Below are 14,957 nucleotides of genomic sequence, written 5' to 3' on the forward strand. Positions count from 1 at the left end.
GCGCCTCCGCGGCTATCCCTGCCGCGCCGCGCGCCGCTCCATCGCGTCCCGGGCCGCGTCCTCCGACACGTACACCTCGCACATGTGCCGCCCGTCCGGCGTCGCCGTGTGCTCGACCTCCCACAGGGAGACCTCGGTGTCGTCCGGCAGCAGGAAGGCGTGCTCGTACAACGCGTAGCTCAGCCCCGCCCGTCCGGCCCGCCCGGGCCGGCCGAACGCCTGCGTGATTTCGTGCGCGGTGGCCGTCGCCAGCAGGGCCGCCGTCTCCGCGCCGGGCCGGTCGGGGTTCTCCGCCCGGCGCAGGAGCCGGCGCGCGTGATCCGCGGCGTCTTCGGAGGCGAACACGTGCCGGGGCTCGGGGATCGCCCACAGCCGCATCAGCGAGGGCAGTTCGAAGTCCTGCGTGTCCGGCGACAGCCCGAGCTGTGCCGTGGCGGTCTGCAGCTCCTCCTCGTCGGCGTACACCTCGTGCTCCGGGGCGCTGCCGGGCGCGGGGTTGTGCACGAGCTCCCACAGCGTGACCGCCGAGCCGTCGGCCAGCAGCCAGGTGTGCCGGTACGTCTCACGGTGCAGACCCGCGCTGTGGTAGGCGGAGTGCAGCGAACTGTCGTAGGCCAGTGCGCAGTCGAGCAGCCGTATCACTTCGTCGGGCAGCTCGAAGGAGTTCAGGGCACGGCCGAGGAGTCGCGCGAGATGCTCCTCCGGAGACTCGGGCGACTCGGCTGGTTCGTACGCTGCGGTCTCGTACGGAACGCTCAAGGCATCTCCCGGCGTTGCTGCATGTCACCTTGTGGGTGCATACCGTAGCCCCTCCGTCGGACATCATGTCCGGGAACCGGGAAAACGTACGCCGGGAAAACACGGGGGCCGCGCGAAAAGTTCCCGCGCGGCCCCTCGTCCTGTCAAAACCCGGCGGTCAGAGGGCGCTTCCGGCGGTCCAGGCGCTCCACGGCATGTTCCACCCGTTGAGGCCGTTGTCGGGAGCGACAGTCTTGTCAGGGGAGTTCTTCACGACCACGACGTCCCCGATGAGCGAGTTGTCGTAGAACCACTTGGCCGACGTGGCGCCCTGCGCCCCCTGCACGTCCGCGAGGCCGACGCAGCCGTGGCTGGTGCCCTCCCGCCCGAACGGCGGGTTGCCCTGGTTGTACCAGTAGTTGCCGTGGACGAACGTCCCCGACGACGTCAGTCGCATCGCGTGCGGCACGTCCGGGATGTCGTACTCCCCGCCGAATCCGACCGTCGAGCCGTTCATGCGGGTCTGCTCGAACTTCTCCGAGATCACCATCTGCCCGTTGTACGTGGTGTGCTGCGGGCTGCCCGCCGAGATCGGCACCGTCTTGACGGTCTTGCCGTCCCGCACGACCGTCATGGTCTGCGTGTTGACGTCGACCGTGGAGACCTGCGACCGCCCGATGGTGAAGGAGACGGACTTCTTCTGGACTCCGTAGATGCCCTTCGCGCCCTCGACCTTGTCCAGGTCGATGTTCACCGTGACCTTGGAGCCGGCCTTCCAGTAGTCCTGCGGGCGGAAGTCCAGCCGCTGGTCCCCGAACCAGTGCCCGACGACCTGCTGGCCGCTGCTGGAGTTGACCGTGAGGTGCGACTGCACGGCCTTCTTGTCGGTGATCGCCTTGTCGAAGGTGAACGACACCGGCATGCCCGCCCCGACGGTCGCACCGTCGTCGGGCGTGTAGGTGCCGATGAAGCTGCTCGCCGAGTTGACGGTGGTGAAGATGGCGTTGGCCGCCGCCGTACGCCCCTCGGAGTCCTTGGCGGTCGCGGCTATCTGGTACTTCGTCCCGCGCTCCAGCTGCTCCTTCGGCTTCCAGACGCTGCCGTCCGCCGATATCGAGCCGGGCACGGCCTGCCCCGACCCCGCCACGGTCATCTTCACATCGGTCAGCTTGCCGTCGCTGACCTTCACTCCGGTGGCGTTGATGGACGCTCCGGTCGAACCGTCCTCGGCCGAGATCGCGATCTTCGCCGTCGACGTCTTCGGGGTGTCCTTGCCGCCCTTGCCGCCTTCGCTGTCGGCGTTGGCGCTGCCGCCGCAGGCGGTCAGGGTGAGGGCGCCGACCATCAGGGCGGCACAGGCCCCGAGTACGCGCCGCGCTGCAATGTCCGGCGTTGTCACGGGCTGCTCCAGGTTCGTGTCAGGTGGGTGATCCGTTCGGCTGCGTGAAGAGAGAGGGCGCGGACGCCGGGGAAGGTTCCCTCCCGGTGCGATGAACGCCGTCACGTGACAGAACCGCGACAATCCACTCCCGCGAGCCCCCTGCCCGCCCATCTCTCACCGAACTTCACGCCGGCACCCCGTCTTTGACCGCCGTTCCCACCCATACGGCGTCACGTGCCGGGGCCGGCCGGCCCGCACCCCCCCGCACCGCCCGCACCCGCCCCCGGGCCGGTCCTACCGCTTCCCGTACAGCTCTTCGTACGACGGCCACGCTCCTCCCGGCCCGTCGACCGACTCCGCGGCGCGTACGGCTCGTACGATCGCGCGCGTCACCAGGTCCGCGCCGGCGGCGAGGATGTCGTTGAGCGCCAGCGGGTGCGCGTCGAGCGGGCGCGCGCCGGTCGCCAGCGCGAACACCGTGTCGCCGTCGTGCAGGAGGTGCACCGGCCGCACCGCGCGCGCGATCCCGTCGTGCGCCGTGCCCGCGAGCTTCTGCGCCTGCGCCTTGGAGAGGCCGGCGTCCGTCGCGACCACCGCCAGTGTCGTGTTGAGCGGTGGCGGCGTGTTCCCGGCGGCGGCCTCGTCGAGACGGCTGCGCGCGGCCTCGTGCACGCCGTCCTCCGGGTACTCCGTCCGCCCCTGGAACAACTCCCCGTACAGCACCCCCGTCCCGGGGTCCATCACCGCTCCCGCGGCGTTCGCGACCACCAGCGCGGCCACCGTGATACCCGAGTCGAGCACCGTACTCGCCGTGCCCACCCCGCCCTTGAGCCGCCCGACGACGGCACCCGTGCCGGCGCCCACGCACCCCTCGGTCACCCGTGCACCCGGCGTACCCGCCGCCGCGGCCTCCACCGCGGCACGTCCCGTCGCCGCGTCCGGACGCGCGCGGAAGTCCCCGCCGCGTCCCAGGTCGAAGACGCACGCGGCGGGCACCACCGGGACGACGTGCGCCGGATCCGTCCCCACCGGCACTCCCCGCCCGTGCTCCTCCAGCCAGGCCATCACCCCGGACGCCGCGTCGAGCCCGTACGCGCTGCCTCCGGTCAGTACGACCGCGTCGATCCTCTGTACGACGTTGCGCGGGTCGAGCGCGTCGGTCTCCTTGGTGCCGGGGCCGCCGCCTCGTACGTCCACGGCGGCCACGGCGCCGCCCTCAGGCGCGAGGACGACCGTGGTGCCGGTGAGCCGGCCGTCGCCGGTGAGGGTGGCGTGACCCACCCGCAGCCCGGCGACATCCGTCAATGCGTCAGCTGTCATGGACGTCAGTCTGCCCCGGCCCGACGCGTTCGGCGCAGGGCTCAGCCGGCCGGGGTGGTGGCGCTCGCCTCGCGGTCCCGGCCGGCCATGCGCGCCGTCAGCGCCACCCCGGTCACCACCGCCGCCGAGGACACGAGTCCCGCCGCGAGCACCGCCCAGTCGGCCAGGAAGGTGCAGCAGAGCACCAGCAGAGCCGTGACCGGCAGTACCAGCTGCTGGGCGAGGCCCACCTTGAAGTGGCGCGAGTGCAGGGTCCATACGGTCAGCAGGTACAGCGCCGTCGGCAGTGTGACGGCAGCCGAGGCGGACAGGGTGGAGATGTGCGCCGTGCCGACCGCCTGTTCCACGGCCACCTCCAGACCCGCTCCGATCGCTGCCGCCGAGGCGAAGACGAGGTAGTGGCCGTAACCCCAGATGAACGCCCTCTCCTTGGACCGCAGGTGACCGTGGATGGGGACCACGAAGTAGATCCACCACGCGGCGAAGACGATGAGCAGCCCACCCGCCGCGATGGGCAACAGCTCGGTCAGCGCGTCGTGGTCGTCCACGGCCGACTTCACCGCGACCGTGGCCGCGGCGATCGTCTCGCCGAGCACGATGATCGTGAACAGGCCGTAGCGTTCGGCGATGTGATGCGGGTGCCAGGAGGTCTGGTGGTGCCTCTCGGCGTAGAGCGGCACGCACAGTTCCACGAGCACCATCACGAGGAACACCCAGGGCCGGGCCGGCTCGGGCAGGAGCACCAGCCCGAGCCAGCCCACCTGGCACAGCAGCACGCCGTACGCGTACCGCAGCGCGGTGGTTCTCTCCGTACCGGAGGCCGATCTCGAGGCTCTCAGCCACTGCCCGGCCATCGCCAGTCGCATGATCACATAGCCGAGCCAGACCAGCAGGAAGTCGTGGTCCGTGAAGGCCCGGGAGATGCCGGCGGCCAGGACCAGAACGCCGGCGATCTGCACCAGGGTGACGATCCGGTAGAGCGCGTCGTCGTTGTCGTACGCCGAGGCGAACCAGGTGAAGTTCATCCAGGCCCACCAGATGGCGAAGAACGCCATCGCGTAGTTGAGGATCCCGTCGGCCGCGTGTCCCTCCGCGACGGCGTGCACCAGTTGCACGCCCGCCTGCGCGACCGCGACGACGAAGCACAGATCGAAGAAGAGCTCCAGCGGGGAGGCGACGCGGTGTGCCTCATGGCGCCCGCGCGCGGTGAGCCGTCGCAGGGGGCCGGAAGGCTGCGGTGTGTCAGAGGGGGTGTCCGCCTGACCGGAACTCGACGTCATGGCCCCCAGCACAGCAGAAAAACACCACAAAATCCCGTGGGAAGGTTCATGACTGCACGAAGGGTCGGAGCTGCTGCCTGAGCCCCGGCTCGGGCGGCTGTCCCCCTCGTGCCGGGCGCCGGCCGGCGCCGGGGGCGAGGACCCCGTCGGGCCGCCCCGGCGCGAGCCGTACCCTGGAGACATGAGCACCGCCCCCGAACCCGAGCCGCGCGCCCCGAAGCCCGCGCTGGTCTTCGACGACCCGCTGGACCAGCAGACCTCGGACGACACCGACCGCGGGTGGGGCGAACGCACGGAGGGCGACAGCGCCGCCGACCTCAAGCGCTTCCTCGACGAGAAGCCGCCCCACCACCTCTGAGCCGTCCGCGGGAGCGCCGCTAGCGCTCGTCGTGCCCGGAGCCGCGCTGCGCGACCAGCGCGTCGCGGATCTCCTTGAGCACCTCCAGTTCGCTCACCTCGATGATCTCCTTCGTGCCCTCGCGCGCCGCCTTCCGCGCCGCCTGCCGGGCCAGGTACTTCGACATCGGCAGGACCATCAGGAAGTACACCACCGCCGCGGTGATCAGGAAGGTGAGCGTGGCCCCCAGGACGGAGCCCCACAGGATCCGCACGCCGCTCGTGGGCGTGCCGTCCCTGCCGTTCGTGCAGTGCCCCTTCAGACAGGAGCTGTAGCTGTCGAGGTTCTGCGTGCCGATCGCTCCGACCAGCGGGTTGATGATCCCCTTCACGACCGAGTTGACGATGTTCGTGAAGGCCGCGCCGATGACGACCGCGACTGCCAGGTCGACGACGTTGCCGCGCATCAGGAAGGCCCTGAAGCCCTGCCAGACGCTCGCTTCCTTCTTCGTGCTCACCTGGGGGACTCTCCTCGCATGCACAGGGTGTGGAACGAATCGCTCCGCAACCTACGGCACGGTGCGGCCGTCCTGTCCAGTTCCGCGGCCCGGCCCAGTTCCGCAGCCCGGCCGAGACGCTTGACAGCAAGCGGCCGAGAGCTCGTACGAGTCGGTTCAGCACAACGTCACCGCCAGCCGTGCGGTGGTGCTCGCGCCGACCAGACGTGCCGCCGTGGGCCGCGGCACCGACAGCACGACCAGGGCGCCGCCGTCGGCCGCGCCGGCCGGTGGCTCCGGCACCCGCGTCACCCGCGCACCACGCGCGAGCACCCGGGCGCCGCCCCCGGTGGACGGGTCCTCGGCCGCGATGACGTCGACGCGGTCACCGGGCCGTAGCAACCCCACCGTGGCGGCGTCGGCGATCCGCACCGGAGCCGTCACCAGGTCCACCGCCGTGGGCCGTCGTACGGGTTCCGCGACCCGGTGCCCCGGGGTCCGCTCCGCGCCGTGCGGTTCCGCCCCGCTCCGGGGCCCCGCGGCCACGAGCGCCGCCGCGGTCACCGCGAGGCCGGCCGCGATGGCCCGCCTGCGCCGCCGTACGAGCCTGTGGAGCCGATACCGCCCGCCACGCACCCGCACCGGATCGAACGGGGGCACCTCGCAGGTCGCCGGGGCGTCCGTACCCAGCGGTCGCGGCAGGCGGAATGGAGGCGGAACCGGCGAGCGGGAGGGCGGGCGAGTGGGGGGAGAGAACGGGGACGGGTTCGGCTTCGGGTTCGGGGTCGACGAGGGTGAGGGCATGAGGATCACCGCCTGCGGCGAGGAATTCGGCTTGCGATGCCACGATGAGACCTCGCGCCGGATCCCGCCGGAGCCGGTGGATCACGAACGGACTGTGGACAACTCGCTCACCCGAACGGGAGGTTCCGCCCGGCTGCCTCGCCCGGTGCCCCTGACCGCCCTTCCCGTCGGCTCCCCTCGGCCTTCCGGTCGGCTCCGCCCGCCCTTCCCCGGTCGGCTCAGCTCGGCCCGGCGGTCGGCTCCGCCCGCCCTTCCCGTCGGCTCCGCCCGGCCCTTCCCGTCGGCTCGGGCCCCCGGATCCAGCCCCTCGCGGGCGCCCCGGACGCCCTACGGCAGCGGGAACCCCGGGTCCATCCCGCCCAGCGCGTTCGCGCACAGACAGTCCCGTGACCCGGTTCCGGGCAGCGCCGCCACCGCGTCGAACAGCACACCGCGCAACCGGTCCACGTTGGCCGCGAACACCCGCAGCACCTCCTCGTGCGAGACGCCCTCACCGGTCTCGGCGCCGGCGTCGAGGTCGGTCACCAGGGTCAGCGACGTGTAGCACAGCTCCAGCTCCCGGGCGAGCGCCGCCTCCGGGTGGCCCGTCATCCCCACGACGGACCAGCCCTGGGCCTGGTGCCACAACGATTCGGCGCGCGTGGAGAACCGCGGGCCCTCGACCACGACCAGCGTGCCGCCGTCCACCGGCTCCCAGTCCCGTCCGCGCGCCGCTTTCAGCGCGGCGGCCCGCCCGGTGGGGCAGTAGGGGTCGGCCACGGACACGTGCACGACGTTCGGCATGGTGCCGTCGGGCAGCGGCAGGCCGTCGAAGTACGTCTGCGCCCTGGACTTCGTACGGTCCACCAGCTGGTCCGGCACGAGCAGGGTGCCCGGGCCGTACTCGGGACGCAGGCCGCCCACGGCGCACGGGCCCAGCACCTGCCGGACCCCGACCGAGCGCAGGGCCCACAGGTTGGCGCGGTAGTTGATGCGGTGCGGCGGCAGGTGGTGGCCACGGCCGTGCCGGGGCAGGAAGGCGACCCGCCGGCCGGCGATCTCACCGAGGAAGAGGGAGTCGCTGGGCGCTCCGTAGGGGGTGTCCACCTGGACCTCGGTCACGTCGTCGAGGAAGGAGTAGAAACCCGAACCGCCGATTACGCCGATCTCTGCGTTCGCCATGACCAGCACACTAGCGGGCCGCGAAACCGCGAGGGAGCCGGTGCCGGGGAACGCCGAAGACCCCGCCGTCGTACGACGGCAGGGTCCGGGGTGAGAGGTCTCAGGCGGCGGAGCTGCTGGTGCTGGAGCTCGACGAGGACGTCGATGAGGACGTCGACGAGGACGAGGACGTCGACGGGGACGCCTTCGAGTCGCTCGACGAGCCGGCCGGCTTCGACGCCGGGGTGCTGCTCGAAGAGGAGCCGCGGGAGTCGTTGCGGTAGAACCCCGAGCCCTTGAAGACGATGCCGACCGCGGAGAACACCTTCTTCAGGCGGCCCTGGCAGTTGGGGCACTCGGTCAGGGCGTCGTCGGTGAACTTCTGCACCGCCTCGAGGCCCTCGCCGCACTCGGTGCACTGGTACTGGTAGGTCGGCACTGTCTTCCTCCTGGCACTCTCACTCAATGAGTGCTAACGACGGTCCATAGTGACGTATTCCCGGGGATCAGTCCACCGTGACGGGGACGCGGTGACCGACGCCACGCGCGACCGTACGGTTCCGGTGCTGCGCGGCGAGCCGCGACCGCAGGGCCACCAGGGTCACCAGCGCGAGCACGGTGCCGGCCATCGGCACCAGGAATCCGGCACCGTCCCACAGCCGGTCCTCCAGCTGTCCCGAGACCGTGACGGCGGCGGCCTGGCCGAGCGCGACCGCGCCGGTCAGCCAGGTGAATGCCTCGGTGCGGGCGCCGGCCGGGACCAGGCCCTCGACCAGCGTGTACCCCGTGATCAGCGACGGCGCGATGCACATGCCGACCAGCAGGCCGAGCGCGGCGAGCAGCGGCACCGAGTGCGCCGTCCACAGCGCGGACGCCGCCAGCGCGAGCGCCGCGTAACCGACGACCAGGCGCTTCTGCGGAGCCACCTTCCAGGCGATCGCGCCGCAGACGACGCCGGACAGCATGTTCCCCGCGGCGAAGACGCCGTACAGGACGCCGTTCAGGCCGGGCTCGCCGATCGACTCCGTGAAGGCCGCGAGCGAGACCTGCATGCCGCCGAAGACCGAACCGATGCCCAGGAAGGTCACCACCAGGACGCGCACGCCCGGGACGCTCAGGGCCGAAGCGTGCCGCACGCGCGCGTGCCCGCTCTCCCCGCTCACCGGCGGCTGCGTGCCCTTCTGCGCGGCGAACAGCAGACCGCCGACGAGGGTCAGCGCGGCCTCCGTGACCAGGCCCGCGGCCGGTGTCACGGCGGTGCACAGCGCGGTCGCCAGCAGCGGCCCGAAGACGAAGGTCAGCTCGTCCGTGACCGACTCGAACGCCGCGGCGGTGGTCATCAGGGGCGAGCCCTGCAACGTCACGCCCCAGCGCGCACGCACCATCGGGCCGACCTGCGGCACCGAGGCGCCGGTCGGGACGGCCACCAGGAACAGCGCCCACAGGGGTGCGTGCGCCAGGGCGAGCGCCGTCAGGGACAGAACGGAGACCGCGTGGACCAGCACCCCCGGGATCAGTACGGCGCGCTGGCCGTAGCGGTCGGCGAGACGGCCGCTGTAGGGCGCGAACAGCGCCATGGAGACGCCGGTGGCGGCTGCCGCGGCGCCTGCCGCGCCGTACGAGCCGGTGGTGTGCTGGACGAGCAGGACGATCGAGATGGTGAGCATCGCGAACGGCTGGCGTGCCGCGAAGCCGGGGAGCAGGAACGTCCAGGCGCCGCGGGTGCGCAGCAGCTGTCCGTATCCCGGGCGGGTCGAGGCCGACGGGTTCTCCGCCGACTCGGTGGTGACCGTGGATGCCACGGCCCGTGCCTTTCTTCCGCCTGGTAGCGCGCCCGTGCGGGGGCGCCGAGAGCTGTCCTCTTGCGCAGAACTGCGGTAGATACCGGTGCCACTGGGGAGGGCGCTCCGGCCGCCATACGGTCGCGCCAGCTCTGCATCAGACAGAGTTGGTTCGATCAGGGTGCCTTAATACTACAGGGATCAAGGTCTTGTGCACCTGTGAAACTGCGCACCGTCAAGGTCGTCCGCCTGTGATTGACACGGGCGTGAACCGTGCGAAAACCTCCCGTAACGCGCGCTTTCCCAGTTCGCGCGGGTCACGGCGAGTGCTCCCGCCGGTGCTCAACGCCCGGCGCCCGCCCCGTTCGTGCCCAGCCAGCCCGCCAGCTTGCCGCCGTGGGCGACCGCGCGCAGGCGCCGTTCCGCCGCGTCACGAACCGGATCGGTGGCGACGACCAGCAGTTCGTCGGCTCGCCGCAGCACCGTCGTGGGCAGCGGCACAAACGATTTTCCTTCGCGGACCACCAGAGTGACGGCCGCACCGGGCGGCAGCCGCAGCTCGCCGACCTCCACGCCGTGCATCCGTGAGCCCTCGGGGACGGAGACGGACAGCAGGTGCCCGCGCAGCCGCTCCAGGGGCGCCGACTCGATGCCGAGGTCCGACGCCTCGCCCTGCTCGCCCAGCCGCAGGGTGCGCGCCAGCCAGGGCAGCGTCGGCCCCTGGATGAGGGTGTAGACGACGACCAGGACGAAGACGATGTTGAAGATGCGCCGGCTGCCGTCGACACCGTTCACCATGGGGATGGTCGCCAGGATGATGGGGACCGCGCCGCGCAGCCCCGCCCACGACATGAGGGCCTGCTCCTGCCAGGGCACCCGGAACGGCGCCAGGCTGAACACCACGCTCAGCGGTCGGGCCACCATGGTCAGCACCAGCCCGATGACCAGGGCGGGCCAGACGTCGTCGCCCAGCTCGTGCGGGGTGACCAGCAGGCCGAGGACGACGAACATGCCGATCTGCGCGATCCAGCCGAGCCCCTCGGCGAAGCCGCGCGTGGCGGGCCAGTGGGGAAGCCGGGCGTTGCCGAGCACCATCGAGGCGAGATAGACGGCCAGGAAGCCGCTGCCGTGCGCCAGGGCGCCGGCGGCGTACGCCGTGACGGCGATCGCGAGCACGGCGATCGGGTAGAGGCCGGACGCGGGCAGCGCGACGTGCTTGAGCCCCCAGGAGCCGAACCAGCCCACGGCGATCCCCAGGGCCGCGCCGATGGCCAGCTCCAGGGCGATCTCGGCCAGCAGGACGTACCAGTGGTCGACCGGGCCGGCCGTGGAGAAGGCGACCACCAGGATGACCACGGGGGCGTCGTTGAAGCCGGACTCCGCCTCCAGGGTGCCCGTCACGCGCGCGGGCAGGGGGATCCTGCGGAGCACCGAGAAGACCGCCGCCGCGTCCGTCGAGGACACCACCGCGCCGATGATGAGCGCCTGCCGCCATTCCAGCCCGACCAGATAGTGCGCGCCCGCCGCGGTGATCCCCACGCTGATCGCGACCCCCGCCGTCGCGAGCACGGAGGCGGACGACAGGACCGGCCGGACCTCCTTCCACTTCGTGCCCAGGCCGCCCTCGGCGAGGATCACGACCAGGGCCGCGTAGCCCATGACCTGAGTCACTTCGGCGCTGTTGAAGTGGATGTCGCCGATGCCGTCCTGGCCCATGAGGACGCCGATCCCCAGGTAGACGAGCAGGCTGGGGAGCCCGCTGCGCGAGGAGATCCGGACGGCCGCGACGGCGACGAGCAGGACGACGGAGCAGACGAGCAGGAGCTGGTTGAGGTGGTGAACAGTCAGCGGGCGTTCCTCCTCCGAGATCTGCGGCTACTTCGTTACCTTACCTAACTCTTGACGCTTTCTTGACGTTCGCCGAGGCAAGATCGAACGCTCGTGCGCGCCGGTTCCCGACTCCGCGTCAAGCGGCACAGGGCCCTGCGCCTATGGTTGCTCCAGCGCTCATTCAAAGTCACAGCCCGACCTGCCGCTCGCGTTAGGACAGCAAGGACAGCGATGCCCCCCAACACCACCGCCACAACGGGTGACACCGCCACCACGGGTGCCACGTCCGTCAAGTCCGGCAGGAAGAAGGGGCGCAAAGCCCGACTGGTCGTGCTTGTACTGGTTCTGGCCATCATCGGAGGCGTCGCCTACGGGGCGTACTGGTCGATCAGCACGGTCCGCGCCTCCTTCCCGCAGACCACCGGTTCGATCAAGCTCGACGGCCTGTCGGGGCCGGTCGACGTCAAGCGGGACGGCTACGGCATCCCGCAGATCTACGCGTCCTCGGACGAGGACCTGTTCATGGCGCAGGGCTATGTCCAGGCGCAGGACCGGTTCTACGAGATGGACGTGCGCCGGCACATGACCTCCGGGCGCCTGTCGGAGATGTTCGGCAAGAGCCAGGTCACGAACGACGAGTTCCTGCGCACCCTCGGCTGGGACCGGGTGGCCCAGCAGGAGTACGACCACGAGCTGGCGCCCGCCACGAAGAAGTACCTCCAGGCGTACGCCAAGGGAGTCAACGCCTACCTTCACGGCAAGGCGGGCAAGGACATCTCCCTGGAGTACGCGGCCCTGGGCTTCACCAACGACTACAAGCCGGGCGAGTGGACCCCGGTCGACTCCGTGTCGTGGCTGAAGGCGATGGCCTGGGACCTGCGCGGCAACATGCAGGACGAGATCGACCGCGCCCTGATGGCGAGCCGGCTCGGCCCGCAGCAGATCCAGGACCTGTACCCGGCGTACCCGTACAGCCGCAACAAGCCGATCGTGCAGGAGGGCCGGTACGACGAGCTGACCCGGGCCTTCCAGCAGGGCGGCGGCACCGGCTCCACCCAGGGCACGGCCGGCGGCACCGGATCCGCCCAGGGCACGACGGGCAGCGCCACGGGCTCCGCGCAGGGCACGACGGGCACCACGGGCACGACGGGCACGACCGGCACGACGGGCACGACCGGCTCTTCGGCCGGGACCGGGACGGGTTCGGGCCTCACGAGCCAGCTGGGGGGTATCTCCCACACCCTGGACGACCTCCCCGCGGCCGTAGGAGTGAACGGCCAGGGCATCGGCTCCAACTCCTGGGTAGTGGCCGGGAAGCACACCATCACCGGCAAGCCGCTGCTCGCCAACGACCCGCACCTGTCGGCTTCCCTGCCGTCCGTCTGGTACCAGATGGGCCTGCACTGCCGGACCGTCTCGAGCAAGTGCCAGTACGACGTCACGGGCTACACGTTTGCCGGCATGCCCGGTGTGATCATCGGTCACAACGCGAAGATCGCCTGGGGCATGACCAACTCCGGCGTCGACGTCACCGACCTCTACCTGGAGAAGGTCAGCTCGAACGGCTACCTGTACGACGGCAAGGTGCGGCCCTTCAAGACCCGCGAGGAGACCATCAAGGTCGCCGGCGGCAAGTCCAAGACGATCGTCGTCCGGCAGACCCAGGACGGGATGCCGCTGCTGTCCGACCGTGACGACGAACTCGTCCAGGTCGGCAGGAAGGCATCCGTGAACGCGGCCGCGCCCGACCGCGGTGACGGCTACGGCATCGCCCTGAGGTGGACCGCGCTCGACCCGGGCACCTCCATGGACGCCGTGTTCGCCCTCGACAAGGCCGGTGACTGGAACGGCTTCCGCGCGGCCGCGGCCAAGTTCGACGTGCCGTCGCAGAACCTGATCTACGCCAGCACGGACAACCACATCGGCTACACGCTGCCCGGCAAGATCCCCACACGCTCCGCCAAGGACGCCGGCGCCGTCCCGGTGCCGGGCTGGGAGTCGAAGTACCGCTGGACGGGCTTCATCAAGCCGGACGAGCTGCCCTACGAGTACGACCCCGAGCGCGGATACATCGTCACCGCCAACCAGGCCGTGGTCGACCCGGGCAAGTACCCGTACACGCTCACCACCGACTGGGGCTACGGCGCCCGCAGCCAGCGGATCACCGACCTGATCGAGTCCAAGATCGAGGACGGCGGCAAGATCTCCACCGACGACATGCGGCAGATGCAGCTGGACAACAGCAGCGAGATCGCCAAGCTCCTGGTGCCCAAGCTGCTGAAGATCGACATCGACGATCCGGAGGTCCGCAAGGCGCAGGAGCTGCTGGAGGGCTGGGACTACACCCAGGACGCCGACTCCGCCGCCGCCGCGTACTTCAACGCCGTCTGGCGCAACATCCTCAAGCTCGCCTTCGGCAACAAGCTCCCCAAGGAGGTGCGCGTCAAGGGACAGTGCCTGTGGGTCGACAAGATCGACAGCACCGGCCCGGTGGACGACGACACCAAGGTGCGCGAGTGCGGTCAGCGCGACGCGGACCAGGCGCAGCCGGACGGCGGCGACCGCTGGTTCGAGGTCGTGCGCACCCTGATGGACAAGCCCGACAGCGACTGGTGGAAGACCCCGAGGTCGGGCACCCGTCCCGCCTCGAACAACCGTGACCAGCTCTTCGCCCGCGCCATGATCGACGCCCGCTGGGAGCTGACCGCCAAGCTCGGCAAGGACATCGACACCTGGAGCTGGGGCCGGCTGCACCGTCTGTTCCTGAAGAACCAGACGCTCGGCACCGAGGGCCCCAAGGTCCTGCAGTACATCCTCAATCGCGGCCCCTGGAAGCTCAGCGGCGGCGAGGCCACGGTGAACGCGAGCGGCTGGAACGCCGCCGGCGGCTACAACGTCGTCTGGGTGCCGTCCATGCGGATGGTCGCCAACCTCGCCGACCTCGACAAGTCCAAGTGGATCAACCTGTCCGGCGCCTCCGGACACGCGTTCAGTGCGCACTACACGGACCAGACGAGCAAGTGGGCCAAGGGTGAGCTGCTGCCCTGGTCGTTCTCGGCCCAGGCGGTGGACAAGAGCACGAGCGACACCCTCGTCCTCGAGCCGTGAGCCTTCCCCGGCGCCTTCGACGGCCCGGGGAACCCCGCTCGGCACATCACTGAGGACCTGGGAAACGGCCCTCCACGCGCGCGTGGAGAGCCGTTTCCCATGCGGGGCGCGAGCCGGCCGGGACGACGGGCGGGCGGGGGCTCCCGGTCAGGCGTTCGGGAAACGGCGCACCCCCGAGGGCGTCACCACCGCGTGGACCGGCTTGTCGTGTGCCTCCGCCGGTACGCGCGCGACGACCTCGGCGTCGTACAGCAGCACCACGAGCCGGGGGCAGGCGCCAGCGCGCTCCAGTCGGGCCAGCACACGGTCGTACGACCCGCCGCCGCGTCCCAGCCGCCTCCCGTGCGCGTCCACCGCGAGTCCGGGCAGCAGGACGACGTCCGCGGCCGTCACGGCGTCCGGGCCGAGTCGCGCGCCGGAGGGCTCGGAAAGCGCCATCTTGCCGGAGTGCTCGACCCGTGCGAGGGAGCCCGGACCGGCGTACTCGCCCCAGTCCAGATCGTTGTCGGGCAGGAGCGCGGGGAGCAGGACGCGCACGCCCCGCGCGCGCAGCGCGTCCAGCAGCGCGAGCGTGCCGGGCTCGCTCCCTACGGAGACGTACGCCGCCACCGTGCGCCCATGCGCCAGCTCGGGCAGCTCCAGGGCGCGCGCCGCCAACGCGCGGGCCGCCTCGTGGACGTCATCCGCCGTCAACCTGTTCCTCACCCTGAGGAGCTCTCGCCGCAACATCCGCTTGTCAGGC

Annotated in this window: 13 protein-coding genes; 2 read left to right on the forward strand and 11 right to left on the reverse strand. The window is 71.0% G+C overall.

From position 1 onward, the window contains the following. Window positions 1-12: 12 nt before the first annotated feature. The 4 genes from ACIGYR_RS33680 to ACIGYR_RS33695 all read right to left on the reverse strand — a co-directional run bounded on the left by ACIGYR_RS33680 (window position 13) and on the right by ACIGYR_RS33695 (window position 4,719). Window positions 13-759, reverse strand: coding sequence for a DUF6227 family protein (locus ACIGYR_RS33680; RefSeq protein WP_391846860.1), 747 nt, complete (start codon window positions 757-759; stop codon window positions 13-15). 157 nt (window positions 760-916) lie between these two features. Then, entirely contained in the window at window positions 917-2,137 is a 1,221-nt protein-coding gene (locus tag ACIGYR_RS33685) for an Ig-like domain-containing protein (RefSeq protein WP_399607514.1), read from the reverse strand. A gap of 276 nt (window positions 2,138-2,413) precedes the next feature. Beyond that, the gene (locus ACIGYR_RS33690) at window positions 2,414-3,439 is read right to left on the reverse strand and encodes a P1 family peptidase (protein WP_399607511.1); all 1,026 of its coding nucleotides are present in this window, start codon (window positions 3,437-3,439) and stop codon (window positions 2,414-2,416) included. A gap of 41 nt (window positions 3,440-3,480) precedes the next feature. Further along, complete coding sequence (locus ACIGYR_RS33695) at window positions 3,481-4,719, reverse strand: low temperature requirement protein A (RefSeq protein ID WP_391846865.1); 1,239 nt, start codon at window positions 4,717-4,719, stop codon at window positions 3,481-3,483. 181 nt (window positions 4,720-4,900) lie between these two features. Between ACIGYR_RS33695 and ACIGYR_RS33700 the strand changes: the two genes are divergently transcribed. Beyond that, window positions 4,901-5,077, forward strand: a complete 177-nt coding sequence (locus ACIGYR_RS33700) for a hypothetical protein (protein WP_202515082.1) — start codon at window positions 4,901-4,903, stop codon at window positions 5,075-5,077. Between the two features lie 19 nt (window positions 5,078-5,096). On the opposite strand, the gene mscL is transcribed toward ACIGYR_RS33700, so the two are convergent. The 6 genes from mscL to ACIGYR_RS33730 form a co-directional block, all read right to left on the reverse strand. Continuing rightward, window positions 5,097-5,573: a large conductance mechanosensitive channel protein MscL gene (gene mscL, locus ACIGYR_RS33705; protein WP_399607507.1), complete on the reverse strand. Its 477-nt coding sequence runs from the start codon at window positions 5,571-5,573 to the stop codon at window positions 5,097-5,099. Window positions 5,574-5,729: 156 nt separating this feature from the next. After that, a complete protein-coding gene (locus ACIGYR_RS33710; protein WP_399607504.1) occupies window positions 5,730-6,356 on the reverse strand; it encodes a hypothetical protein in 627 nt (208 codons plus the stop codon). A gap of 327 nt (window positions 6,357-6,683) precedes the next feature. Beyond that, window positions 6,684-7,517, reverse strand: coding sequence for an S-methyl-5'-thioadenosine phosphorylase (locus ACIGYR_RS33715; protein WP_391846870.1), 834 nt, complete (start codon window positions 7,515-7,517; stop codon window positions 6,684-6,686). A gap of 100 nt (window positions 7,518-7,617) precedes the next feature. Further along, window positions 7,618-7,935 (reverse strand): FmdB family zinc ribbon protein, encoded by a 318-nt coding sequence (locus ACIGYR_RS33720; protein WP_399607501.1) that lies wholly within the window; start codon window positions 7,933-7,935, stop codon window positions 7,618-7,620. 67 nt (window positions 7,936-8,002) lie between these two features. After that, complete coding sequence (locus tag ACIGYR_RS33725; protein ID WP_399607499.1) at window positions 8,003-9,298, reverse strand: MFS transporter; 1,296 nt, start codon at window positions 9,296-9,298, stop codon at window positions 8,003-8,005. A gap of 321 nt (window positions 9,299-9,619) precedes the next feature. Next, window positions 9,620-11,146 carry a potassium/proton antiporter gene (locus ACIGYR_RS33730; RefSeq protein ID WP_399607575.1) on the reverse strand — a complete coding sequence of 509 codons (1,527 nt, stop codon included), beginning with the start codon at window positions 11,144-11,146 and terminating at the stop codon, window positions 9,620-9,622. A gap of 192 nt (window positions 11,147-11,338) precedes the next feature. Between ACIGYR_RS33730 and ACIGYR_RS33735 the strand changes: the two genes are divergently transcribed. Next, complete coding sequence (locus ACIGYR_RS33735) at window positions 11,339-14,215, forward strand: penicillin acylase family protein (RefSeq protein ID WP_399607496.1); 2,877 nt, start codon at window positions 11,339-11,341, stop codon at window positions 14,213-14,215. 147 nt (window positions 14,216-14,362) lie between these two features. On the opposite strand, the gene ACIGYR_RS33740 is transcribed toward ACIGYR_RS33735, so the two are convergent. Further along, window positions 14,363-14,944, reverse strand: a complete 582-nt coding sequence (locus ACIGYR_RS33740; protein ID WP_399607493.1) for a 5-formyltetrahydrofolate cyclo-ligase — start codon at window positions 14,942-14,944, stop codon at window positions 14,363-14,365. Between the last annotated feature and the right edge of the window lie 13 nt (window positions 14,945-14,957).

This window comes from Streptomyces sp. NPDC053076, assembly GCF_044546845.1.
GTDB lineage: Bacteria > Actinomycetota > Actinomycetes > Streptomycetales > Streptomycetaceae > Streptomyces.